This is a genomic window from Bradyrhizobium diazoefficiens USDA 110 (assembly GCF_000011365.1).
Taxonomy (GTDB): Bacteria; Pseudomonadota; Alphaproteobacteria; order Rhizobiales; family Xanthobacteraceae; genus Bradyrhizobium; species Bradyrhizobium diazoefficiens.
Window position 1 is genome coordinate 7,212,593 of record NC_004463.1, and the last position, 22,357, is coordinate 7,234,949.

General features: G+C 66.3%; 20 protein-coding genes. 11 read left to right on the forward strand and 9 right to left on the reverse strand.

What is annotated here, in order from left to right:
* Positions 1-3: 3 nt before the first annotated feature.
* From BJA_RS33180 to BJA_RS33190, 3 genes are all read right to left on the reverse strand, one after another.
* Positions 4-1,857 carry a TRAP transporter large permease subunit gene (locus tag BJA_RS33180; protein ID WP_038966460.1) on the reverse strand — a complete coding sequence of 618 codons (1,854 nt, stop codon included), beginning with the start codon at positions 1,855-1,857 and terminating at the stop codon, positions 4-6.
* 7 nt (positions 1,858-1,864) lie between these two features.
* Positions 1,865-2,896, reverse strand: coding sequence for a TRAP transporter substrate-binding protein (locus BJA_RS33185; protein WP_028176203.1), 1,032 nt, complete (start codon positions 2,894-2,896; stop codon positions 1,865-1,867).
* A 353-nt stretch (positions 2,897-3,249) separates the two neighbouring features.
* Complete coding sequence (locus tag BJA_RS33190) at positions 3,250-3,693, reverse strand: DoxX family protein (protein WP_011089292.1); 444 nt, start codon at positions 3,691-3,693, stop codon at positions 3,250-3,252.
* Between the two features lie 95 nt (positions 3,694-3,788).
* Here BJA_RS33190 and BJA_RS33195 point away from each other — a divergent pair, with 95 nt between their 5' ends.
* The 3 genes from BJA_RS33195 (at position 3,789) to BJA_RS33205 (ending at position 8,222) form a co-directional block, all read left to right on the forward strand.
* Complete coding sequence (locus BJA_RS33195) at positions 3,789-4,709, forward strand: LysR family transcriptional regulator (protein ID WP_038966458.1); 921 nt, start codon at positions 3,789-3,791, stop codon at positions 4,707-4,709.
* Positions 4,710-4,854: 145 nt separating this feature from the next.
* The gene (locus BJA_RS33200) at positions 4,855-6,345 is read left to right on the forward strand and encodes a caspase family protein (RefSeq protein ID WP_011089294.1); all 1,491 of its coding nucleotides are present in this window, start codon (positions 4,855-4,857) and stop codon (positions 6,343-6,345) included.
* 203 nt (positions 6,346-6,548) lie between these two features.
* Positions 6,549-8,222, forward strand: coding sequence for a SulP family inorganic anion transporter (locus tag BJA_RS33205; RefSeq protein ID WP_011089295.1), 1,674 nt, complete (start codon positions 6,549-6,551; stop codon positions 8,220-8,222).
* Between the two features lie 183 nt (positions 8,223-8,405).
* Here BJA_RS33205 and BJA_RS33210 read toward each other — a convergent pair whose 3' ends face one another.
* From BJA_RS33210 to BJA_RS33220, 3 genes are all read right to left on the reverse strand, one after another.
* Positions 8,406-8,768, reverse strand: a complete 363-nt coding sequence (locus BJA_RS33210) for a hypothetical protein (protein ID WP_038966457.1) — start codon at positions 8,766-8,768, stop codon at positions 8,406-8,408.
* A gap of 123 nt (positions 8,769-8,891) precedes the next feature.
* Positions 8,892-10,220 (reverse strand): Spy/CpxP family protein refolding chaperone, encoded by a 1,329-nt coding sequence (locus BJA_RS33215; protein WP_038966459.1) that lies wholly within the window; start codon positions 10,218-10,220, stop codon positions 8,892-8,894.
* 105 nt (positions 10,221-10,325) lie between these two features.
* Positions 10,326-11,750, reverse strand: coding sequence for an FAD-binding oxidoreductase (locus tag BJA_RS33220; protein ID WP_011089298.1), 1,425 nt, complete (start codon positions 11,748-11,750; stop codon positions 10,326-10,328).
* Positions 11,751-11,835: 85 nt separating this feature from the next.
* Between BJA_RS33220 and BJA_RS33225 the strand changes: the two genes are divergently transcribed.
* A complete protein-coding gene (locus tag BJA_RS33225; protein WP_038966456.1) occupies positions 11,836-12,342 on the forward strand; it encodes a thioesterase family protein in 507 nt (168 codons plus the stop codon).
* A 4-nt stretch (positions 12,343-12,346) separates the two neighbouring features.
* Here the strand turns inward: BJA_RS33225 and BJA_RS33230 are convergent, their stop codons facing one another.
* Positions 12,347-12,520: a DUF1328 domain-containing protein gene (locus BJA_RS33230; protein WP_011089300.1), complete on the reverse strand. Its 174-nt coding sequence runs from the start codon at positions 12,518-12,520 to the stop codon at positions 12,347-12,349.
* Between the two features lie 237 nt (positions 12,521-12,757).
* On the opposite strand from BJA_RS33230, the gene BJA_RS33235 reads away from it, so the two are divergent.
* The 7 genes from BJA_RS33235 (at position 12,758) to BJA_RS33265 (ending at position 20,540) form a co-directional block, all read left to right on the forward strand.
* Positions 12,758-15,331 carry an ATP-dependent helicase gene (locus BJA_RS33235; RefSeq protein WP_063921530.1) on the forward strand — a complete coding sequence of 858 codons (2,574 nt, stop codon included), beginning with the start codon at positions 12,758-12,760 and terminating at the stop codon, positions 15,329-15,331.
* Between the two features lie 94 nt (positions 15,332-15,425).
* On the forward strand, positions 15,426-15,842 hold the full coding sequence (locus BJA_RS33240; RefSeq protein WP_063921531.1) for a hypothetical protein: 417 nt from the start codon (positions 15,426-15,428) through the stop codon (positions 15,840-15,842).
* Positions 15,842-16,513: an OmpA family protein gene (locus tag BJA_RS33245; protein WP_038966451.1), complete on the forward strand. Its 672-nt coding sequence runs from the start codon at positions 15,842-15,844 to the stop codon at positions 16,511-16,513. Before BJA_RS33240 ends, BJA_RS33245 begins: the two co-directional genes overlap by 1 nt.
* Positions 16,514-16,687: 174 nt before the next feature.
* Complete coding sequence (locus BJA_RS33250) at positions 16,688-17,206, forward strand: DUF962 domain-containing protein (RefSeq protein WP_063921644.1); 519 nt, start codon at positions 16,688-16,690, stop codon at positions 17,204-17,206.
* 29 nt (positions 17,207-17,235) lie between these two features.
* Entirely contained in the window at positions 17,236-18,267 is a 1,032-nt protein-coding gene (locus BJA_RS33255) for an NAD-dependent epimerase/dehydratase family protein (protein ID WP_011089304.1), read from the forward strand.
* Positions 18,268-18,294: 27 nt separating this feature from the next.
* Positions 18,295-18,921 (forward strand): methyltransferase family protein, encoded by a 627-nt coding sequence (locus tag BJA_RS33260; RefSeq protein ID WP_011089305.1) that lies wholly within the window; start codon positions 18,295-18,297, stop codon positions 18,919-18,921.
* A gap of 314 nt (positions 18,922-19,235) precedes the next feature.
* The gene (locus tag BJA_RS33265; protein WP_038966450.1) at positions 19,236-20,540 is read left to right on the forward strand and encodes a PQQ-dependent sugar dehydrogenase; all 1,305 of its coding nucleotides are present in this window, start codon (positions 19,236-19,238) and stop codon (positions 20,538-20,540) included.
* A 4-nt stretch (positions 20,541-20,544) separates the two neighbouring features.
* Here BJA_RS33265 and BJA_RS33270 read toward each other — a convergent pair whose 3' ends face one another.
* Positions 20,545-21,366, reverse strand: a complete 822-nt coding sequence (locus tag BJA_RS33270; protein WP_038966449.1) for an aspartate dehydrogenase — start codon at positions 21,364-21,366, stop codon at positions 20,545-20,547.
* A gap of 38 nt (positions 21,367-21,404) precedes the next feature.
* A complete protein-coding gene (locus BJA_RS33275; protein WP_011089308.1) occupies positions 21,405-22,322 on the reverse strand; it encodes a LysR family transcriptional regulator in 918 nt (305 codons plus the stop codon).
* Positions 22,323-22,357 lie beyond the last annotated feature (35 nt).

Below are 22,357 nucleotides of genomic sequence, written 5' to 3' on the forward strand. Positions count from 1 at the left end.
CCTTCAGTAGCCGAATGCCCGCGGCAGCGCGGTCGAGAGCCATGGCACGAAGGCAATGACGAGCAGGCAGAGGAACAAGAGGCCAAGATAACCCATGATCGGCTTCACCGTCTGCTCGATCGGCACGTTGCCGATCAGGCAGGCGCCATAGAGTCCGAGCCCGAGCGGCGGAGCGAACAGGCCGATGCCCATCGCGATCACCAGCACCACGCCGAAATGCAGGGGATCGATGCCGAGCTGCACGGCCACCGGCAAGAGCAGCGGCCCGAAGATGATCAGCGCGGCCGCGCCTTCCAGCACCGAGCCCATCACGATCAGCACGGCGATCGCGAGCAGGATGAACAGCCAGACGCCGCTGGTCTTCGATAGTCCGAGCATGAAGTCGCCGACCGCGTGCGGCACCTGCTGCAAGGTCAGCGTGAAGGCGAGCGACTGCGCGGCGGCGACGATGAACAGCACGAGCCCTGCGCGCGTCGCGGCCTGCACGAAACTGTGCGCGGCCGATTTGAAGCTGAGCTCGCGGAACACCAGGCTGCCGACGACCAGCGCATAGGCCACGGCGAACGCGGAGATTTCGGTGGCCGTGGCAAAGCCGCTCTTGAAGCCGAAGAAGATCATGAAGATCAGGCCGAACGAGGCGATCGCGCCGCTCCACAGGCCCGACACCGGCATCTGCGGCGCAACGTCCTCGGCCTCCGCCGGCCGCTTGCCGAAGATGATGGACACCGCGATCAGGACCAGCGCCATCAGCGCCGCCGGCAGGAGCCCCGCGACGAACAGGCCGCCGATCGACAGGTTCGCCACAAAGCCGAGGATGATCAGGTTGATGCAGGGCGGAATGGTTTCCGCCATCACCGCGGACGCCGCCAGCAGCGCCACCGCGCCGCCCGGATTCTGCTTCGAGCGGCGCGCCGCCGGAATCAGCACCGAGCCGACCGCGGCGACGTCGGCCATCTTCGAGCCTGAGATGCCGGAGAACAGCACCATCGAGGCCACCATCACGACGTTCAGCCCACCGCGCATGCGGCCGACCCCGCGCTGCAACAGCTCGATCAGGCGCACCGACATGCCGTTGGCTTCCATGAGGTAGCCGACGAGGATGAAGAAGGGGATCGCGAGCAGCACGAAATTGTCGATGCCGCGCGCCATCTGCTGGGCGAAGATCACGCCGGGCAGCGCGCCCTCGACCCAGATGAAGATCAGCGCGGCCAGCGCCAGCGCAAAGCCGATCGGCAGGCCGCCGAACAGCATTGCGAAGAAGCCGATCAGCATCAACGTGCCCGCCGACGGCACCGAGGACGGCGACAGATAATCCCAGGCGAGATAGAGGCCGGTGACGACGGCAACGGCAACGAGCCCCCTGACGATATCAGGCAGCGGCCTTGCGCAGAGCTGATCGATCGCGAACACCGTCATGAACAGCGCGCCGATGCCCATCGGATAGAAGGTAAGCTCCAGCGGCAGGCCGGAGCCGGTGGTCTGGCCTGCCGTCAGCGAGCCCAGCTTGATGGCGTTGTAGGCGACATAGAAGGAGATCAGCACGACGAGCACGGCGCTCGCGGCGTCGACCAGCGTACGCAGGCGCAGGGGCAGCAGATCGCGGAAGAAGGACACGCCGACATTCTCGCCGCGCGCAAGCGCGCTCGCCGCGCCGAAGAAGGCCGAGCCGACCATCAATCCGCGCGCGACGTCGTCGGACCATTCGACCGGCGCATTGAAGCAGAAGCGCAGCAGCACGGACGCGCAGACGACCACGAGATCGGCGGCCAGGAGGATGGCCGCGATCGCGTCGCTGAGGCGAAGCAGCAGCGTAATGCTCCCGTGGCGGCCGCCCGAGACGGGCACGGCGGCTGTCATCGTCATCTCAGGCTTGCGTCGCGCGAATGATGTCGATGACGGCCTTGGATTCCGGCCGCGCCTTGATGAAGTTCTCGTGCTGCGGCGCGACGCGCTTCTTGAACGCCTCGCGGTCGCATTCGGCCACCGTCACGCCCTTCTCGGTCAGGGCCGCCAGCGCCTCCTTCTCGACCGCAAGCCCATGGGCACGGGTGTCGATTGCGGCCTTCTTCGCGGCATCGAGAAAGCCGTCGCGCAGCTTCGGATCCATGCGGTTGTAGGTCATGTCGCTGAAATAGATCGCGAGCGGCGAGAAATTGTGCTGCGTCAGCGCGTAGAACTTTGCGGTCTCGAAGAACTTGCTGGCCAGGATCGTCGGCGGATCGTGCTCCAGCCCATCCAGCACGCCGGCCTGGAGCGCGGTGTAGATTTCGCCGAACGCCAGCGGCGTCGCGGCGGCGCCCATCAGGCGCAGGCATTCGGTGATGACGGGATTTGGCAGGGTGCGGATCTTGAGGCCGGCGAGATCCTCCGGCGTCTTCACCGGCTTCTTCGCCAGTACGCTGCGCGAGCCGAAATTATAGGCCCAGGCGATGATGCGGATGTTGCTGCCCTTGAGCAGCGCGTCCTCGATCGGCTTGGCGGCGCCGGCGTCGAACGCCTTGGTCTGCTGCGGGAAGCTCGAGAACAGAAAGCCGAGGTCGAAGGTGCCGACCAGCGGCGTCAGATTGGCCGAGATCGACGAGCCCGACACCATGAGGTCGATGACGCCGAGCTTCACCGAATTGATGACGTCGATCTCCTGGCCGAGCTGGTTGTCAGGGAAGAACGCGACCTCGACCTGCTCGCCGAGCCCGTTGCCCTTCAGGTTCTTGACGAGGTTGTCATAGTAGACGCGGCCGTTGGCATATTTGGGATCGTTCGGCAGCGAGGAGGAGCATTTCAGCTTCAGCGTCGCGGCTTCGGCGCGGCCGATGATGGCGGGAGAGAGCACGAGGCCGGCGGTGACCGCCGCCGATGACTTGATGAACGCGCGACGGTTCACGGGCACGATTGTCATGGTGCGGTCTCTCCCGGTATTTTTTGTTCGCGTCCGCGATCGTTGCGTGCGGCCTTTGCTTGGACTGTATGGCCAAAGCGACGGCACAGGCAAGGGACGCGGCCGGGGCTGCCGTAATGACACGAGCGGCAGGCGCGTCGGCAGAAACCGCGGCGGAACGCCTGTATTTATAGGCGTTTTCGATCATGCCGCACGGCAGCGACAAGACCTGCCATGCAAGATTGACGCGGATCGATCCAATTCAGGTATGGATCAATGCCGAACGCAGATTGATTGGCCGCATGTGAAGCGGACAAAACGAAAGCCGCGGGATCCTGATCCCGCGGCTTCGCGTTTGAGCAGATGCCGTGACCTCAGCGCGAATGCGCGCCGCTGAGCTGGCCGGGTGCCGCCGCGACATCGCGGGACGGACGCAGCGCGTAGGCGCCGTCGCCGAGCAGGGCCTGCGCCGCGAGCGCGATCGCCCAGAAGGCGGGATATTCCCAGCCGCCCTTCGGATTGGTGAAGAAGAAGCCGGCGGCGCCGTGCACGGTGAAGATCGCGCCGAGCAGGATCGGGATGCCGGCCAGTGCCGCATAGCGGGTCCAGACACCGAGGATCAGCGCGACGCCGCTGAGAACTTCCACCGTCATGATGAGGTAGGCGAGTTCGGGCGGGAAGCCGAGGCTGCCGAAGAACTTTGCGGTCCCGGCCGGGGTGAAGACGAACAGCTTCAGGCCGGCGTGGGCGAGGAACAGCGCGCCCAGCGTCACGCGCAGCACGAGCGCGGCATAGGGAGCGGTACGGGAATCGATCATGGCGGTCTCCTTGTTGGAGACAGCTATGATCTATTCTCAATTGAATGATAATCCGCTATATTGGAATTATACCTCACACCATTAGAGTGAGATCAATGCTCGACCGGCTGACCAGCCTGGAAGTCTTCGCCAAGGTGGCGGCGATCGGCAGCCTGTCGGGCGCGGCCCGGGCCATGGGCTTGTCGCAGACCATGGTGACCAAGCATGTTGCCGCGCTCGAGGCCCGGCTCGGCACAAAACTGTTCCACCGGACCACGAGGCGGCTGTCCATCACCGAGGCCGGACGAAGCTATCTGGAATCCTCCGAGCGCATCCTCGCCGACATGGAGGCCGCCGACGCCGCGGTCGCGCGCGAGCGCGTCGAACCGCGCGGGCTGCTGCGGGTCAACGTGCCCGTCGTGTTCGGCACGCGGCAGATCGCGCCGGCGATCGCCGAGTTTTCGGAACGCCATCCCGAGGTCACCGTCGAGCTCGGCCTCAACGACCGCCTCGTCGATCTCGCCGAGGAAGGCTGGGACCTTGCGATCCGCATCGGCAAGCTGCGCGACTCCAGCATGGTGGCGCGAAAGCTCGCGCCGAACCGCCTCGTGGTCTGCGCCGCGCCGTCCTATCTGGCGAAACACGGCACGCCGCGCCGCGTCGCCGACCTCGCCGCGCATAACTGCCTCGGCTACACGCTTTCGCAGCAGGCGAGCGCGGCGGAATGGCTGTTCGGCGTCGACGGCGAGATCCGTGTCCAGGTCAGCGGTACCTTGCGCGCCAACAATGGCGATGCGCTGCGCGCGGCAACATTGGCGGGCCTCGGCCTCGCCCGACAGCCGACCTTCATCATCGCCGACGACCTTCGCGCCGGGACGCTTCTGGCGCTTCCGCTCGACCAGCCGGAGATCCAGACCTCGGCCGTGCACGCGGTCTACCTGCCCGACCGCCGCCCGCCGGCCAAGGTGCGCGCCTTCATCGACTTTCTCGCCGCGCGTTTTGCGCCTGACCCGCCCTGGGACCGCGGCCTGTTCTGACGACGCACGGCCTGACGCGCCAGCTCCGACAGCTCCGCTGCCCATTTTGCCGCCGCTCGCAGCGTGATCCAGTGCACAGACAGGGTCATGGCGGACGACTAGAAAAGGTGACATCGTCGCGCCCATTGCCGATGGAGGTGACACCATGCGCCGTCCAGTGCTTCGTAATTTGTTCCTTGCCAGCAGCCTGCTTGCGCTCACGCAGCTGATGATGCCGACGAAGGCCGCGGCCGAAGCGCGGCTTGCGCTGGTGATCGGCCAGTCCGCCTATCGCACGGTGCCGGAGCTGCCCAACGCCGCCAACGACGCCAAGGGCATGACCGAGCTGCTCGGCAATGCCGGCTTCACCGTCACCACAGCGGCCAACCTCGCGCAGAACGAGATGCGCACGGCGATCTCGGATTTCGCCGGCAAGGTCAGCGCCAGCGGCGCCGACACCGTCGCGCTGGTGTTCTACGCCGGCCACGGGCTTCAGATCGACGGCGAGAACTATCTGGTGCCGGTCGATCTCGATCCCAAGCGCGAAGCCGACATTCCGCTCCAGGGCGTGCGGCTGAACGACCTGCTCAACACGCTCGGCGCGCTGCCGACGCGGGCGCGCATCTTCATGCTCGACGCCTGCCGCAACAACCCGTTCCCGGCGCTGAGCGGCGCGGGCCACGGGCTTGCGATCGTCGACACCAAGGCGGGCGCACCCGGCTCGTTCATTTCCTATTCGACCTCGCCCGGCGCGGAAGCCGAGGACGGCTCCGGCATCGACAGCCCCTACACCACCGCGGCGCTCTCGGTCGCAAAGCAACCGAACCTGCCGATCGAGGAAGTGTTCAAACGCATCCGCATCGCCGTGGCGCAATCGACCGACGGGCGGCAGATCCCGTGGGAAAGCTCCTCGCTGACGACCGACTTCAAGTTCTTCGGCGGCGAGAGCAGCAGCCAGCAGCCTGCCATTCCGGGCGCTTCCGCGATGGCGCTCGCCGGCGGCACGCGCAGCGTCGCGGACTGGCGCAAGGATCTGCAGGGCAAGGAGCCGAAGGTCGCCTATGAGCTCGTGATCGCCGACGACACCGCCGAGGCGTACCAGGCCTATATCGAGATGTACACGCAGGACGCCCGCACGCCGCGCCTGCGCACGGTGCTGGAGCGCCGGCGCCAGATGCTGGCCTGGGAGCGCGCGGTGGCGATCAACACCCGCGCCTCGTTCGAGGCTTACCTCGCGAACTGGGACAACAGCGATCTCGCCGCAACCGCGCGCAGGCTGCTGCTCCGTGTGCAGAACCGCAACTACGTCCTGCCCGCGACGGTCGCAGCCACGCCCGCTCCGGTCGCCGTCGCAATGGCCCCGACCTGCCCGTGCTCGGCGCCATCGACACCGGCAACGCCGGTCAACCCGACAGTGGCGCCCATCATCAAGAAGCGCGTCGACGACACCCCGCCGAAGCGCAAGGTGGTCGAGACGCCGCCGAAGCCACGCCGGCCGCCGCCTGACGAAGTGGTCTACGAGCGCGCGCCGCCGCCGGATCGTGGCCCGCCGCCCGGCGCCGTCATGCAAGGTATCGGCATCGGGATTGGCATCGGCATGGGCATGGGTGGCGGCGGCCGCGGCAGCGATTATCACAACGACCGCGGCCGATACTGAAGGGGACTCGCGCGATACGGAGGACAGATATGTCCTCCGTCATTGCGAGCGAAGCGAAGCAATCCAGACCGCCGCCGCGGTGGGATTCTGGATTGCTTCGCTTCGCTCGCAATGACAACGGATGTAGAGAAATTGCGTCTGCCGCCTTCCAATCCGGAAATGCTGTAGTCTAATCGATCGACGCAGGCTTTCCGGGGACCTCGATGCCGCACGATTCTCACGCCAAGCACGCATGGCCGCTCTTCCGCTCGCTCGCCTCTTACTCTCTGCCCGGCGACCTCATGGCGGGGCTGACCTTGGCGGCGATCGCGATCCCCGAGCAGATGGCTACCGCGCGGCTCGGCGGCTTTGCGCCGCAGATCGGCTTCTTCGCCTTCATGGCAGGCTCGCTCGGCTTTGCGCTGCTCGGCGGCAACCGCTTCCTGTCCTGCGGCGCGGACTCCACGATCACGCCGATCTTCGCCGGCGGGCTTGCGGCGCTGGCCGCAGTCGGCTCGCCGCAATATCAGGGGTATGCGGTCGCGCTGGCGCTGATGGTCGGCATGATGATGCTCGCCGGCGGCGCCTTCCGACTTGGCGGCATCGCCAACCTCCTGTCCGTGCCGGTCATGGTCGGCTTCCTCGCCGGCATCTCCGTCCATATCATCGTGTCGCAATTGCCCGGCGTGCTGGGACTGAAGTCACCGAGCGGGCCGACGCTCGATCGCATCGGCGTGCTCGCCGGCGAGCTCAGTCGCAGCAATCCCTTCACGCTGTGCATCGGCCTCGGTGTGCTCGCAACGGTCTTCGTCTCGGAGAAGATCAGCGCAAAGATTCCGGGGGCGCTGATCGGGCTCGTCGCCGCGACGCTGGCCACGATCGGTCTCGGCCTCGAAGGCGAGGGCGTCAGCGTCGTCGGCAGCGTGCCGGGGACGCTGCCGCGGCTCACCCTGCCCGAACTTGCGCCGGAGCATTGGGTGCATCTGGTATCGCTCGCCTTCGTGATCACGGTCGTGGTGATGGTGCAGACCGCCGCGACCACGCGCTCGTTCCCGTCCGATCCCGACAAGCCCGCCGATGTCGACCGCGATTTCCTCGGCGCCGGCGCCGGCAGCGTGCTGTCCGGCCTGTTCGGCGCCTTTCCCGTCAATGCCAGCCCGCCGCGGACGGGCATCGTCGCCGAGACCGGCGGGCAATCGCAGCTCGCCGGACTAGCGGCCGCGGCAATCGTGCTGGCGCTGCTCGCGTTCGGCACGGGACTGTTGCAGCACGTTCCTGACGCCGCGCTCGGCGGCATCCTGCTGTTCGTCGCGCTACGCATCATCCGCGTGAAGCAGATCGTCACGATCTACCGCCAGTCCTTCAGTGAGTTCCTGCTGATCGCCGCCACCGCCGCGCTGATCATCGTGCTGCCGATCCAGCAGGGCGCGTTCCTCGGCATCATGCTGTCGCTGCTGCACGGCATCTGGAGCACCACGCGCGCCAGGCTGGTCGAGTTCGAGCGCGTGCCGGGCACCACGATCTGGTGGCCCGCGCATCCGCACATCGCCGGCGAGCGCATCGAAGGCGTTGCCGTGATCGGGCTGCAGGCGCCGCTGTCCTTCCTCAACGCCCCGGGTTTCCGCAGCGACGTGACCAAGGTGCTCGGCGCGGCGACGCCGCAACTGCTGGTGCTGGAAGCGAGCGGCATGGTCGAGATCGACTTCACCGCCGCGCAGATTTTGCTCGACGTGTTCAAGGCGTGCAGCGAACAGGGCGTCACGGTCGCGCTGGCGCGGCTGGAATCGGTCCGCGCCCAGAACGCGTTCGAACGCTTCAGATTGTTCGACGCCCTGCCCCGCGAGCACGTCTTCCACAGCGTGGATGAGGCGGTGCGCAAGCTGGCGAAAGTGCAATAGGCGAGATCGAGCAGCGGGCTCGATGCACCTCTCCCGCTTGCGGGAGAGGTCGCCACGCTCGCAAGAGCGTGGCGGGTGAGGGCTCTATCCTCTTGGGGAGTCCCACCGTGGAAACACCCTCTCCCCAACCCTCCACCGCAAGCGGGGGAGGGAGCGCACCTTCAATGCGTCAACAGTCAGCCATCACTGCAGCAGCGTGGGGTGATCCCGCTGGATCGTTTCGCGGATCCAGCTGGCATGGATCGCACGGAACAGGATCTGCGCCGTCTTGAGATCGTTCGCCATCATGCAGAGATCGACGATGCGATGGACCGCATCATCGCGCATCAATCCGTCCGAGATCTTCATCGCGATTTCCATCGCGACCTTGGCCGCGCGCTCGTAACGCCCGCTCTCGCGCTTGTCGTTGCGCGCGGAACCCGCCGCACTCGTGGCCGCGGCCTCACAGATGGCGCGGATACGCGCGGCGGCCTCGATGTCGCCGAGCGGCCCTTCGATCGTCTCGTCCCAGATGTCCGCCGCGTTCTGCCTCGCGAACCACTTCATCGCCCCACCACCCACGGTCTTCCAGCCGCTGTATTACCGCTCCTCAGGCTCGCTTGAGCATAGAGAGGCCTATCGAGATCGGCGAGGCAATTTTTCCACCACGCTCCCTGGCTCGATCCGCATTCACGACGTCCGACGTGGCCCGATGGCCTCGAACTGCGCCTTCTGTTCGTCATTCAGCGTGCCGTAGAAATCCTCCAGCGCTGCGCGAACCGACTTGACGCCGTCGAGCATCAGGTCGAGCCGCTTGCGTACCGCAGCCATTCGCGCCGGCGGCGTCATCACCTCGTTGGGCTGGCAGGCCGCCTTGAGCGATGCGCTGACCTTGGCGCTGGTATCCTGGAGCACCTGTAGCGCCGCGCGCTGCGTGTCGTTGGGGTGCAGCCTCGCCTCGATGTCGGCGCCGGGCCAATCGAGCGCAGCCGCCGCACCGCAATTCTGGACCAGCGATCCCTCGGTGTTGCTGGAAGCCGTCGCACGACGCTGGTCCTCGGCCAACGCATTGAAGCGCGCCTTCTGCTCGTCCGTGAGCGAGCCGTAGAATTTATCCAGGGCGGGCTGAACGAGATCGACCGCCTTCGTCATCGCCTCGATGCGCTGCTGCATCGCCGCCAGCCGACCGGGCGCCGTCGCCGCGACCTGCGCCGGGCAGGACGCGCGGATCATGCCCGCCGCCAGGATCGAGGCGTTGCCGAGTTCGTCGAGGCTTGCGCCTTGCGCCTCGCTCGGCTGCACCGCGGCGGCGATCTGGTCGATCGGCAGACCGACGATCTCGCGGCGGTCGCTGCCGCAAAGCTGATCCAGCGCAACGCCGCGCGCTTGCCGCCGTCCCGGCGGCCGCTGCGGCAGATAGGCCGAAAGACCGTCATAGCCATAGGGCCCGAAGATGCCGGCATAGATGTCCGGGTAGCCGTAGCCCCAGAAGCCGAGACCGTCGCCCCAGATCGTGTAGTCGTAGAGATCGTTATAGGCGAACGGCCAGAACAGCGGTCCGACCCAGCCATAACCGCCGCCCGGATGTTGCCACCATCCGCTGCTGGCGCCATGCCAGCCGGCGAGCGCGGCCGCCGCTGCGATCTGGGCTCGCGCCGCCGGATTACCGATCAGACGGCCGTTGCGGAAGGCGCTGGAATGCGCGTTGAGGGCGTTGCGGAAATTCGCCGGGCGCACGGCCGCATTGCGTATCTGACCGAAGTTCGGACCACCATGCCGAGCTCCCGTTGCGAAGCGCGGGCCGCCATGATGTCCGCCGCCATGCGCATGCCCGAAGCCATGACCGCCAAAATGGCCGCCGCCACCATGGTGGCCACCGCCATGCCCGCCGCCATGACCGCCTCCGTGCCCACCGCCATGACCGCCACCGCCATGGCCGCCGCCGCCCTTGCCCAGAGCCGTGCCCGCCAGCATGCAGGCAAGCGCCATCACGGCAATTCCAATGACCGGTCGCAACATCGCATCCTCCCCGCAGAGCCGCGCCATTGAGGCATCGGAAGTTGACGGGAATTGGAACCAGCCTGGCGGCCGAAAGTTCCGCGACCGCGACGCAGCAGGCGCGCGCTACGCCTCCGGCACGATCTTGCCGGGATTGAAGATATTCAGCGGGTCGAGCGCCTGTTTCAGCGCCCGCATCGCGTCGAGCGCCTCGGGGCCAAGCTCGGCCTTGAGATATTTCTGCTTGCCCTGGCCGATGCCATGCTCGCCGGTGCAGGTGCCGTCCATCGCCTGCGCGCGCTCGACCAGGCGATGCATGAACTCCTCGCCGCGCGCCATCTCGTCGGCATCGTTGGTGTCGCAGACCAGCGAGCAGTGGAAATTGCCGTCGCCGACATGCCCGACGATCGGCGACAGCAAATTGAGCCGCTTGAGATCTTCCTCGGTTTCGCCGACGCATTCGGCGAGCCGCGAGATCGGCACGCAGACGTCGGTTGCGACCACGCCGATGCTGTCGCCGGGCCGCAGCGCCTTGACGGACCAATAGGCATCGTGCCGGGCCTGCCACAGTTTGGTGCGATCCTCCGGCTTGGTGGTCCAGGAGAAGTCGCCGCCGCCGCATTCCTTTGCGATCTCGCCGAAGGCCTTGGACTGCTCGGCGACCTCGATCTCGCTGCCGTGGAATTCCATCAGCAGCAGCGGCGTCTCCGGCAGCGTCAGCTTGGAATAGGCGTTGCAGGCCTTCACCTGCGCGGCGTTGAGCAGCTCGATGCGCGCCACGGGAATGCCGGTCTGGATCGCCAGGATCACGGCCTGACACGCCCCATGCACCGTCTCGAACGACACCGCGCCGGCCGCGATGGTATCGGGAATGCCGCGCAGGCGGATGGTCAGTTCCGAGATGATGCCGAGCGTGCCCTCGGCGCCGACGAACAGATGCGTCAGGTCGTAGCCGGCGGATGATTTCTTGGCGCGTGTGCCTGTCGTGATGATCTCGCCGTCGCCGCGCACCACCTTCAGCGCCAGCACGCTGTCGCGCATGGTGCCGTAGCGCACCGCATTGGTGCCGGAGGCGCGCGTCGAGGCCATGCCGCCGAGCGAAGCGTCCGCGCCGGGATCGATCGGGAAGAACAGGCCCTGGTCGCGCAGATGTTCGTTGAGCGCCTTGCGGGTAACGCCGGGCTGGATCACGCAGTCGAGATCCTCGGTGTGCACCGCGAGCACCTTGTTCATGTCGCGCAGGTCGATCGAGATGCCGCCGGCGGGCGCATTGACCTGGCCCTCCAGCGAGGTGCCGGTGCCGAAGGCGATCACGGGCACGCGGTTCCTGGCGCAGATGCGCACCACGTCCTGGATGTCGGCGGTCTCCTGCGCCATCACCACGCCGTCGGGCGGCTGGTTGGGAATCCATGTGGTGGTATGGCCGTGCTGCTCGCGGACGGCCTGCGAGGTGATGAGGCGGTTGCCGAAGCGTGCGGCAAGCTGCTCCAGTGCGCTCGCGAGGGCTTTCGGCTCCGGCCGCGGCGGATTATTGGTGATGGTCGTACCCACGGAAATTCCTCCGACAGAAGAACCGTGGCAAAGGACATCTAACCGGTCAAGTCAAGCGACCGGACGCATAGCTGGGGAAGGACACATGCCGGAGAGTGCCACTGCTGCGCCCAAGGCCGAGCCGTTCAGCGCCTCGATCATGCAGATCGAGCCGCAATGGATCGACTATAACGGCCATCTCAACATGGCCTATTACAACGTGATGTTCGACCGGGCGATCGACGAGTTCTGGCTCGAGCTCGGCATCGGTCCTACTTACAAGAAAGAGCGTCACGGCTCGACCTTCACCGCCGAATGCCATGTGCGCTACCTGCGCGAGATCCATCTCGGCGATCCCGTGCGGATCCTGGTGTGGCTGCTGGAGGCCGACGACAAGCGGCTGCATACGTTCGAAGAGATGAGGCACGCCACCGAAGGCTGGCTATCGGCCACCTCGGAGAACATGTCGCTGCACATGGACATGAATGCGCGGCGCGTTGTGGCGTTTCCGCCCGATATCCAGCAGCGCATCGCGGGCATCGCCAGGGCCCACAGCACCTTGGCCCGGCCCGAGGGCATCGGCCGGAGCGTGGCGATGCCCTCGAAGCGTTAGGCGCCTATATCCTGGTGCGGCCGCGGGCGAGGCCGACCACGGCCGAAACCAGGAACAGCACGACCGCGATGAAGAAGATGATCTTGGCGATTTCGATCGAAGCGCCGGCGATGCCGCCAAAGCCCAGGATACCGGCGATCAGTGCGATAACCAGAAACGTCACAACCCAGCCAAGCATGGTCAAATCCTCGTCTTGATATTTGTCTGCGTCGGCGCGGTTGGCCGCGCCACCTGTCCAGACAATCTCGACGCGGGAACGATGGTTCCTGCCCACGCTAGGCGGAAATTCGCAGGGTCGGAGGAACAAATCGGCCCCCCGCGTACGTGGAAAACCCTGCACCGCCGCCCCATATAGGGACCAATCCCTGTTATGAAGGCTCCCTCCCGTCACCCCGCGGTGCCATCGTGGGGCCAAATGATTCGCATGACCGAGCCGAGCAAGATCACAAGCGTCCCCGACCACCAGCCCGCAGCCGGCGGCATCGCCGCGCGTGCGCGCGCCTCGGTAGGCCCGAAATATCTGTCCGGGCTCAATCCCGAGCAGCGCGAGGCGGTGGAGACGCTGGACGGCCCGGTCCTGGTGCTGGCCGGCGCCGGCACCGGCAAGACGCGCGTGCTGACCACGCGCATCGCCCACATCCTGAGCCAGGGCCGCGCCCGCCCCGCCGAGATCCTGTCGGTGACCTTCACCAACAAGGCCGCGCGCGAGATGAAGCACCGGCTCGGCCAGATGCTCGGCCACGCGGTGGAAGGCATGCCGTGGCTCGGCACCTTCCACTCGATCGGCGGCCGCATCCTGCGCACCCATGCCGAGCTGGCGCAGCTCAAGTCGAACTTCACCGTGCTCGATGTCGACGACCAGGTCCGGCTGCTGAAGCAGCTGCTTCAGGCCGAGAACATCGACGACAAGCGCTGGCCGGCGCGCATGCTGGCCGGCCTGATCGACGGCTGGAAGAACCGCGGCCTGACGCCGTCGCAGGTGCCCTCGGGCGAAGCCGCAGTCTTCGCCAACGGCAAGGGCGGCAAGCTCTATACGAGCTACCAGGAGCGGCTGAAGATCCTGAACGCCGCCGATTTCGGCGACCTGCTGCTGGAGAACATCCGCATCTTCCGCGAGCACCCGGATATCCTGCGGCAGTACCAGCAGCGCTTCAAATACATCCTGGTGGACGAATATCAGGACACCAACGTCGCGCAATATCTGTGGCTGCGGCTGCTGTCGCAGGCGCCGTCCCCCAAGGTCGTCATTCCGGGGCGCGTCGAAGACGCGAACCCGGAATCTCGAGATTCCGGGTTCGATGCTCCGCATCGCCCCGGAATGACGGAGCAAACGGCCGGCACGCCGACAGCCACGCCTCATGTCAAAAACATCTGCTGCGTCGGCGACGACGACCAGTCGATCTATGGCTGGCGCGGCGCCGAGGTCGACAACATCCTGCGCTTCGAGCACGACTTCCCCGGCGCCAAGGTGATCCGCCTCGAGCGCAACTACCGCTCCACCGGCCACATCCTCGCCGCCGCCTCGCACCTGATCGCGCACAATGAAGGTCGGCTCGGCAAGACGCTGCGCACCGAGGACCAGGACGGCGAGAAGGTCACGGTCACGGGCTCCTGGGATTCGGAGGAGGAAGCGCGCGGCATCGGCGAGGAGATCGAGCAGATCCAGCGCCAGGGCGAGAAGCTGAACGAGATCGCGATCCTGGTGCGCGCGTCCTATCAGATGCGCGAGTTCGAAGACCGTTTCGTCACGCTCGGCCTGCCCTATCGCGTGATCGGCGGCCCGCGCTTCTACGAGCGCGCCGAAATCCGCGACGCGCTGGCCTATCTTCGCGTCATCAACTCGCCGGCCGACGATCTTGCCTTCGAGCGCATCGTCAACACGCCCAAGCGCGGCCTTGGCGATGCCACCGTGCAGATGCTGCACGACCATGCCCGCAAGCGCCGCATTCCGCTGTTCGAGGCGGCGCGTGCGGTGGTCGAGACCGACGAGCTGAAGCCGAAGGCGCGCGGCTCCTTGCGCGACCTCGTCGCCCAGTTCGACCGCTGGCGCGCCCAGCGCGAAGTCACCGCGCATACCGACCTCGCCCAGATCGTGCTCGACGAGAGCGGCTACACCGAGATGTGGCAGAAGGACCGCTCGGCGGACGCCGCGGGCCGGCTCGAGAACCTCAAGGAGCTGGTGCGCTCCATGGAGGAGTTCGAGAACCTGCAAGGGTTCCTCGAGCACATCTCGCTGGTGATGGACCGCGACGGCGGCGCCGAGGAGGACGCGGTGTCGCTGATGACGCTGCATTCGGCCAAGGGGCTCGAATTCGACAACGTGTTCCTGCCGGGCTGGGAGGAAGGCCTGTTCCCGAGCCAGCGTACGCTGGACGAACAGGGCCGCGCCGGCCTCGAGGAAGAACGCCGGCTCGGCCATGTCGGCATCACCCGCGCCCGCCGCCGAGCCATGATCTATTTTGCGACCAACCGGCGCATCCATGGCACCTGGACGACCACGATCCCGTCGCGCTTCCTCGACGAATTGCCGGCGGCCAATGTCGAGATCACGGAATCCAAGGGCGGCTCGGCCTGGGGCGGAACCGGCGGCTACGGCGCCTCCCGCTTCGACGACATGGAGGCGTTCGGCTCCAGCTATACGACGCCGGGCTGGCAGCGGGCGCAGGCCAACCGCAACCGGGGCGGCGGCCGCACCGGCGCCGGCGGCCACGGCAGCTTCGAGGAAGAGGCCGCGACGTTCTCGTCTTCCTCGTCCTCCGGACCGGATTTCGGCAGCTTCTCCTCGCGCCGGCGCGGGCCGATGACGATCGAGGGCGAGCTGGTCGCCAAATCCACCGGCACGACCTCGGAATTCTCGCTCTCCGACCGCGTCTTCCACCAGAAATTCGGCTACGGCCGCGTCACCAAGATCGACGGCAACAAGCTCACCATTGCCTTCGACAAGGCCGGCGAGAAGAAGGTCGTGGACAGTTTCGTGCAGCGGGCGTGAGCAGGCCTTGCGGTGTTGCGGCGGCGTTACGCCGCCGCGTTTCTTCCCACCACGCCCCTTGACCACCGCGAACTTCCCCGTATCAGATGCGCCCATGGTCCGGGGCTCCATCACACTGATCTTGCTGGCATTGGGTATGCCGTCGCTCGCGGCGGCGGAGACCATGAGCTTTGGCGATTCGATCGGGCTGCTGGCCAAGAGCTGCGGCGCGGAAATCGTCGCCAATTGCCGCGGCGTCAATCCGGACTCGACCCGGCTGAAGGAGTGCCTGTCCCGCAACCGGGATGTGCTCTCCCAGCAATGCCAGAGCGACTATCTCGGCGCCTTCGACGCCATCCAGAAGCGCGTCGCCGCACGCGTCACGGTGGCGAACGCCTGCCAGCGCGAGATCGTCAAGGTCTGCGGCGGCTCGACCAAGGAGACCAGCAAGTCGATCCCCTGCCTGGTCTCGACGCCCAAGGGCATCAGCAACAACTGCCTGAAGGCCGTGGACGACGCGGGGTATCGATGATGCGCGCGAAGGGGCTCACCACCGCCGGACTAGGCATCGCGCTCGGCATGGCTTTGCTCGCGGGCGCAGCCAGCGCCCAGACGACGCCGCCGACCCGTGACGACATCGTCGGCAAGCTGAACCATTTCGAAGAGGCCGCCGAAATCGACCTTCCCGCGCTGAAGCAGCAGGTGATGGAGCGCGCCAAGGCGAGGATCAAGAACGATCCGGGTCCGGTGAACCGGCCGCCGATCGCGCCGGATCTCGCCAAGCTGCCCGCCTTCAACGCGCAGATCCAGTTCGACGCCGACACGCCGATCATCCAGCCGGCGTCCTACCAGACCGTCGGCCGCATCGCGGATGCGCTGGTTCATGCCTCGCTGCTGCCCTACACCTTCCTGATCGTCGGCCATGTCGAATCCAACGCGAAGACGCGCGAGGCCAACGCGATCCTGAGCCAGCGCCGGGCGGACGCGATCCGCGACGTGCTGGTGAACACGTTCAAGATCTCGACCAAGCGGCTGCATCCGATCGGCCTCGGCGAGGAGCAGTTTCTCGACCGCGCCAAGCCGACCTCGGCCGCCAACGGCCAGCTGCAAATCCTGACCTTTGCCAAGGTACCGGAGGAGGCACCCGCGCATCCGGCTGCGGCACCTGCGCCTGCGGCGAAAAAGCCCGCCAAGAAGCGCTGACGAGGCGCGCCTCGACGCCTGACGGAACCCATTGAAGTCCTGACCGTTTTGTGACCTGTTTCACAGTGCGACAGCACGGTTTTGCGCGACAATAGTGCCGGTTTGTGCACTGCCCTATCAGGTGCTATAGGCTCTGGTTCGTCCTTCCCCAACCCTGTGCTGCATGAGACCAAGATGGGTGGCTTGTTCCAACGCCAACTTGCCGTTTACGTCGAGTACCATCGCGATCCCCGGAATACGGCGATGCACGTGGTCGGCATCCTCTTGCTGTTCACGGGCGCCGTGCTACCGCTGACGTCGGTGAAGGTGCCGCTGTTCGGAACGGAACTCAGCCTGGCGGTCATCCTGGCATTGCCGGTTCTGATCTATTGGCTGATGCTCGACATGGCGCTCGGGGTCGGCATTCTGGCCGTCTCCGTCGTGCTGTTTTCGATCGCGACGACCATTTCGACGCAAGTCAGCACCATGACGATGTGGGCGATTTTCGCCACGCTGGTCGTGCTCGGCCTCGCCGCGCAGACCATCGGCCACAAGGTTTTTGAGGGGCGCGAAGCCTCGTTATTCACGTTTCCGTCGCATCTTTTGCTGGGACCGATGTTTGTCATGGCAAAATTATTCATTGCACTGGGCTTCCGTCGCGACCTTGCCGCGATTCTGGCGCCTCTTCCGACCAATTCCCTTTCAACCCGATAGCTCTAGAAGCGAAACAGCAAACCTTCTTCATGGCTCTCGTACTGGTTACCGGTGGCAGCGGCTTCATCGGACATCATCTCGTAGAATCGCTCCGCGCCCGTGGGCAGCGGGTGCGTGTTCTCGATGTCCGGCCGCCGGCCGCCGCCAATACCGACGTCGACTATGTTCACGGCTCGGTGCTGGACGGCGCCGCGGTCGATGCCGCGCTGGCCGGCGTCGATCAGGTCTATCACCTCGCCGGCCTGCCCGGCATGTGGGTTGCCAACAAGCAGGACTTTCACGACGTCAATTTCCGCGGCACCGAGGTCGTGCTGGCGGCTGCGATGAAGCGCGGCGTGTCGCGCTTCCTGCACTGCTCGACGGAATCGATCCTGTTCCCCTATACCGACCTCGACGGCGCTCCAGCCGAAGAGGCGCTCCAGCCGGCCGACGCGATGCCCGGCGCCTATACGCGGTCGAAGTCGCTCGCCGAGCATCACGCCGCGAAGGCCGCGGCCAGTGGCTTTCCGCTCGTGATCGGCACGCCGACCATGCCGATCGGAGTTGCCGACCACAACCTGACGCCGCCGACGGCGATGCTCTGGTACTTCCTCCAGAAGAAAGTGCAGCCGCACCTCAACTTCCTGGTCAATCTCGTCGATGTCCGCGACGTCGCCATGGGCCTCGTGCTGACCATGGAGCGCGGCCGCATCGGCCAGCGCTACATCCTCGGCGGCGACTGCGTCCCGCTCGGCCGCATCCTGCGGATGATGTCGGCGATGAGCGGCCGCCGCCAGTTCCCGATCGTTGTGCCTGGCAAGATCGCTGAGCTCTCCGGCATCATGCTCGAATATCTATCCGACAACTTCACGCGCCGGCCGCCCAACGGCACCGCCGAGGGCGTGCGCATTGCGCTCGCCGCGAGCGATCTCTCGATCGGCAAGGCGCGAACCGAGCTCGGCTACTCGCCGCGCCCGATCGAGCCGGTCCTGCGCGAAACCATCACCCATCTGCTCGCCCGCGGCGGCGTGCAGCCCTCCGGCGCCATCAAGCAACACGCGCTCTCCTCGCGCGCTGGCTAAAGCCGCCGCCTAACGCAAAGAACCTTCATGTCCTTCGATTTCAGCAAGCTTCTCTCTGTCGCCTGGGGTGGCTGGACCACGACCTGGCCGACGCAACTGCTCGCCCTGATCTGGCTCGCCTGGCTCGCCAGCTGGGTCGGCGCCTCGTTCTGGCAGGGCCGCACGCAAAAGCAGGTGATGACCCTGGAGTCCGGCCGCTATCGCATCCCGATCCTGGTCGGCGGCATCCTGTTCACGCCGTGGACCGCCGAAGTGCTCGGTGAGAAGCCGCTCTGGGTGTTCAGCAACACCGGCGTCTACATCGTCGCGCTGATCGTGCTCGCCGGCATCTCCTTCACCTGGTGGGGACGGCTGCATCTCGGAAAATTCTGGTCCAACACCATCACCCACAAGGAAGACCACCGCGTCATCGACACCGGCCCGTACGGCATCGTGCGTCATCCGATCTACACCGGCCTGATCGCCGGCATGCTGGCGACCGGCATCGCGGTCGGGACGGTGACCGCGATCCTCGGCGCGATCCTGATCTCGCTCGGCATGTGGCAGAAGGGGCGGATGGAAGAGGTGTTCCTGTCGAAGGAGCTCGGCGAGGACGCCTACGGCGCCTATTGCCGCCGCGTGCCGATGATCATCCCGTTCCTGTCGCCGCGGTGATGTAACAAGCCCGCCATATCCTCCGATGTCGTCCTGGCGAAAGCCAGGACGACGTTGAGGAGGCAGCGTGCGCCACTGCATCGGCGCCTGCATCCTTGCCATGCAAATTCGGCGTGCTGCCATCCGCGCCATAAACGGCCCGATCCGAGCCCGCACAGGTTGACCTTTTTACCGCCACCCAGTTGGATGCGCGCGCAATGAGGCACGACGACATCCATGGTTGACCTGGAGAGGTCGACGATCAGGCCTGGGCCCGCGCGGGGCCTGGAGCAATCCGGCGTTGGACTGTGCCGCAGGTTCGACAGGGGCTTCTCATGACCTTTTCCAGCATTTTTGCGCAGTTCGTTGCGCTTCTCGGCGGCATCGCTCTGCAATGGCGGAAGCTGTCCGGCACAGAGCCTGCGCCCGCATGGGGCCAGACGCCCGCCATTCCCCAAGCAAAGCCGCAAGGCGCGATCCCGACGCTGAAGATGCCGACCGCCCGCGGCTGGAGCGAGAGCCAGAAGCCGACCGTCGCGCCCGGGCTCAAGGTCAATGCGTTCGCAACCGGCCTCGACCATCCGCGCTGGATCGAGGTGCTGCCCAATGGCGACGTGCTGATCGCGGAAGCGACCCAGATCGCGGGGCCGCCGCGATCCGTGTTTCACTACGCGATGCAGGCGACGATGCGGCGTGCCGCGGCGCTCGGCGTGTCCGCCAACCGCATCACGCTGCTGCGCGACAAGGACGGCGACGGCGTCGCCGAAGTACGCGGCGCGTTCATGGAAAACCTCAGCCAGCCGTTCGGCATGGCGCTGGTCGGCGACACCTTCTATGTCGGCAACACCGACGGCGTGATGGCCTTCCCCTATGTCGCCAATGCCGACCGCATCACTGCGCTTGGCAAGCGGCTCACCACGTTCAAGCCGAGCGGCCACTGGACGCGCAGCCTGCTCGCCAGTCCCGACGGCAGGAAGCTCTATGCCGGCGTCGGCTCGCTCAGCAACATCGCCGAGATGGGCATGGAGGTCGAGGAAGGCCGCGCCGCGGTCTATGAGCTCGACCTCGCCGCCGGCACGCATCGCATTTTTGGTGCCGGCCTGCGCAACCCAGTGGGCCTTGCCTGGGAGCCGACGACCGGCGTGCTCTGGACCGTCGTCAACGAGCGCGACGGGCTCGGCGACGAGACGCCGCCGGACTATCTCACCTCGGTGCGCGATGGCGGCTTCTATGGCTGGCCCTATTGCTACTGGGGCAAGACGGTGGACGACCGCGTGCCGCAGGATCCGGCAATGGTCGCCAAGGCGATTCAACCGGACTATGCGCTGGGCGGCCACACCGCTTCGCTCGGCCTGTGCTGGATGCCATCAGGCACCCTGCCCGGCTTCCCCGACGGAATGGTGATCGGCCAGCACGGCTCGTGGAATCGCAGCAAGCTGTCCGGCTACAAGCTGGTGTTCATCCCGTTCGAGAACGGCAAGCCCTCCGGCCCCGGTCGCGACATCCTGTCGGGCTTCCTGTCCCCGGACGAGAAGGAATCCTACGGCCGCCCGGTTGGCGTCGTGATCGGCCCCGACAAGAAATCGCTGCTGATGGCCGACGACGTCGGCAACGTGATCTGGCGCGTCACCGGCGCGTAAAGGTTTACGTCCCGACACAGAGCGTGGCGCGCTGCTTGCGCAGCAGCGCGATCACCGACAGCGCCGTGATCAGCCCGGTCTTGGGATTTTCGGACGGGATGTTCTCGATCGACATCGAGAAGCGCGCCGAATCCGCCTCGACCTCGATGCGGTGAACATTGCGCGTGACGGTCGGATCGGCCCAGATCTGCACGGAGGTGCGATCAGGCCCGACACCCGCGAGCGACAGCGCGACTGCGACGTTGAGATTGGCCGGGAAGCCTTTTGCGGCCTCGCGCGCCGTGCCCTCGAACAGCTTTAGCGGCTCGCGCAGCGTGTCGATGTCGATGTTGTTGTGAACGATGAAGGGCGCACCCTTCAGCCCGTCGATCGGCTTGCGCGTCACCATCTTCACCGAATGAATGGTGCCGATCACAGCGGCGTTGACGGCATCGAGCCCGATCAGCGCGCCGGTCGGCACGATGATGCGGCCGCCATTGGCACGGGCGAGATCGACGAGATCGAAATTGTCGAGCAGCCCGCCGACGCTGACGACGACAGCGGCCTTGCCGCGCTTCACTGCCGGCTCGACGATCGCGCGCAGCTGGCTGCTCGGTGCGCACTCGACCACGATGTCGGCGGCTTCACCGAGCTGGTCGATCGGCAGAACCTGCGGCGGGCGACGCAGGCCGTTGAGAAATGCCTGATGCTTGGCGGGATCGCGCACGGCGACGGCGGACAGTGTCAGCCCCTCGCCCTGATCGAGCGCGGCCGCGATCTTGGTGCCGATCGAGCCCAGGCCTGCGATGGCCACCCGCAATTCGCTCGAAGCTGTCTGATCGGTCATCACCTTCCACCTTCTATCCACGCCAATGTCATAGCCCCTCAGGCCTCGCGCGCATAGCTGCGCAGGCGGGCCTCGAGCACCGCCAGCATCGCATCGCGGGCCGGATCGCGCGAGCCGCGCAGCCAGGCGGCGGCGAGCGGCAGCCGGCCGACCGGGCCGCTCTGCTTCGGCCGGAGCGGCACGAAGCGCACGCCTGACACCGCCATGCGCGTGGTCCAGCGCGGCACGATCGCCACCCCAAGCTTCGTTGCCACCAGATGGATGATGGTCTGCTTCTCGTCGGCGACCTGGACGATGCGCGGCGTCAGCCCCGCCTGCTCGAACAATTTGATGGTGAGGTCGTGGCTGTGCGGCCGCGAGCGGCGGTCCGGCACCAGCATGGCCTCGTCGGCGATCTGCGCCAGCGTGATCGACTTGCGCTCCGCGAGCGCGTGGCGCTGTGGGAACGCCACGATGGCGGTCTCCTGGAGCAGATCGCGGAATTCGAGCCGCTTGTCCGCGCTGTCGGGCGGGCGGACGAAAGCGAGATCGAGCGCGCCGGTCAAAATCTTCGGCAGCAGCCGGACCGTCTTGTCCTCCAGAAGCTGCACCGCGATGTCGGGATGCTTGTCGCGAAAATCGCGCAGCAGCGGCGGCAGCAATCCCGCCGCCGCGCTGTCGATGGCGCCGACCCGCAGCCGCCGGGCGGCCCCGGCACGCGAACGGTTGCGCAGATTATTCTCGACCGCCTCGACGCGGGCGAGGATGGCGCGGGCATCGCGCAAAAGCGTCGCACCGTCCTCGGTGAGCGACACCGCGCGCGTGGTCCGCGCGAACAGCCGCGTGCCCAGGTCCTCTTCCAGCAGCCTGATCTGGCGCCCGAGCGCAGACGGCAGCATCTGGAGCTGCTGCGCCGCATGGCCGAAATGCAACTGCTCGGCCGCCGCCACGAAGCATCGAAGCTGATGCAATTCCATCCAGGGTCCTCTCGCCTCTCCTCGCGAGGATTATA

Bases quoted from the DNA above. Each gene is read 5' to 3' on its own strand.
- BJA_RS33180 (WP_038966460.1), bottom strand. From the start codon at position 1,857: ATGACAGCCGCCGTGCCCGTCTCGGGCGGCCGCCACGGGAGCATTACG.
- BJA_RS33185 (WP_028176203.1), bottom strand. From the start codon at position 2,896: ATGACAATCGTGCCCGTGAACCGTCGCGCGTTCATCAAGTCATCGGCG.
- BJA_RS33190 (WP_011089292.1), bottom strand. From the start codon at position 3,693: ATGATCGATTCCCGTACCGCTCCCTATGCCGCGCTCGTGCTGCGCGTG.
- BJA_RS33195 (WP_038966458.1), top strand. From the start codon at position 3,789: ATGCTCGACCGGCTGACCAGCCTGGAAGTCTTCGCCAAGGTGGCGGCG.
- BJA_RS33200 (WP_011089294.1), top strand. From the start codon at position 4,855: ATGCGCCGTCCAGTGCTTCGTAATTTGTTCCTTGCCAGCAGCCTGCTT.
- BJA_RS33205 (WP_011089295.1), top strand. From the start codon at position 6,549: ATGCCGCACGATTCTCACGCCAAGCACGCATGGCCGCTCTTCCGCTCG.
- BJA_RS33210 (WP_038966457.1), bottom strand. From the start codon at position 8,768: ATGAAGTGGTTCGCGAGGCAGAACGCGGCGGACATCTGGGACGAGACG.
- BJA_RS33215 (WP_038966459.1), bottom strand. From the start codon at position 10,220: ATGTTGCGACCGGTCATTGGAATTGCCGTGATGGCGCTTGCCTGCATG.
- BJA_RS33225 (WP_038966456.1), top strand. From the start codon at position 11,836: ATGCCGGAGAGTGCCACTGCTGCGCCCAAGGCCGAGCCGTTCAGCGCC.
- BJA_RS33230 (WP_011089300.1), bottom strand. From the start codon at position 12,520: ATGCTTGGCTGGGTTGTGACGTTTCTGGTTATCGCACTGATCGCCGGT.
- BJA_RS33235 (WP_063921530.1), top strand. From the start codon at position 12,758: ATGATTCGCATGACCGAGCCGAGCAAGATCACAAGCGTCCCCGACCAC.
- BJA_RS33240 (WP_063921531.1), top strand. From the start codon at position 15,426: ATGGTCCGGGGCTCCATCACACTGATCTTGCTGGCATTGGGTATGCCG.
- BJA_RS33245 (WP_038966451.1), top strand. From the start codon at position 15,842: ATGCGCGCGAAGGGGCTCACCACCGCCGGACTAGGCATCGCGCTCGGC.
- BJA_RS33250 (WP_063921644.1), top strand. From the start codon at position 16,688: ATGGGTGGCTTGTTCCAACGCCAACTTGCCGTTTACGTCGAGTACCAT.
- BJA_RS33255 (WP_011089304.1), top strand. From the start codon at position 17,236: ATGGCTCTCGTACTGGTTACCGGTGGCAGCGGCTTCATCGGACATCAT.
- BJA_RS33260 (WP_011089305.1), top strand. From the start codon at position 18,295: ATGTCCTTCGATTTCAGCAAGCTTCTCTCTGTCGCCTGGGGTGGCTGG.
- BJA_RS33265 (WP_038966450.1), top strand. From the start codon at position 19,236: ATGACCTTTTCCAGCATTTTTGCGCAGTTCGTTGCGCTTCTCGGCGGC.
- BJA_RS33270 (WP_038966449.1), bottom strand. From the start codon at position 21,366: ATGACCGATCAGACAGCTTCGAGCGAATTGCGGGTGGCCATCGCAGGC.
- BJA_RS33275 (WP_011089308.1), bottom strand. From the start codon at position 22,322: ATGGAATTGCATCAGCTTCGATGCTTCGTGGCGGCGGCCGAGCAGTTG.